The sequence below is a fragment of the Priestia sp. SIMBA_032 genome (assembly GCF_046535215.1).
Taxonomy (GTDB): Bacteria; Bacillota; Bacilli; order Bacillales; family Bacillaceae_H; genus Priestia; species Priestia aryabhattai.
This window is the reverse complement of record NZ_JAWRXD010000863.1, coordinates 1-264: the sequence shown is the minus strand read 5'-3', so window position 1 is coordinate 264 and position 264 is coordinate 1. Positions and strand designations below refer to the sequence as shown.

General features: G+C 54.2%; 1 protein-coding gene. It reads left to right on the top strand.

Features of this window, described 5'->3' with window-relative positions:
• Positions 1 to 264: hypothetical protein (locus SB717_RS36780; RefSeq protein ID WP_410908010.1), on the top strand; the 264-nt coding region annotated here is incomplete at both ends.

Sequence of the window (264 nt, the reverse complement as noted above, 5' to 3'; positions counted from 1 at the left end):
ACGTGATGGCCGTTCTTTTCAATGAGATCGTGGTCAAGGAAAGCACCGATGAACCGGACACCGGCCGTCATGCGGACCACAATCCCGTCATTGCCCATCTGGAAAGCGAACTGCGTCGCTCGAAGGAACTGCTGCAATCCAATATCGAACAGGCGAGTGTATCGACGGAGGAGCTGAAGGCTTCCAATGAGGAGTTGCAGGCGATCAACGAAGAACTGCGTTCAGCGACGGAAGAACTCGAAACCAGCAAGGAGGAACTGCAGT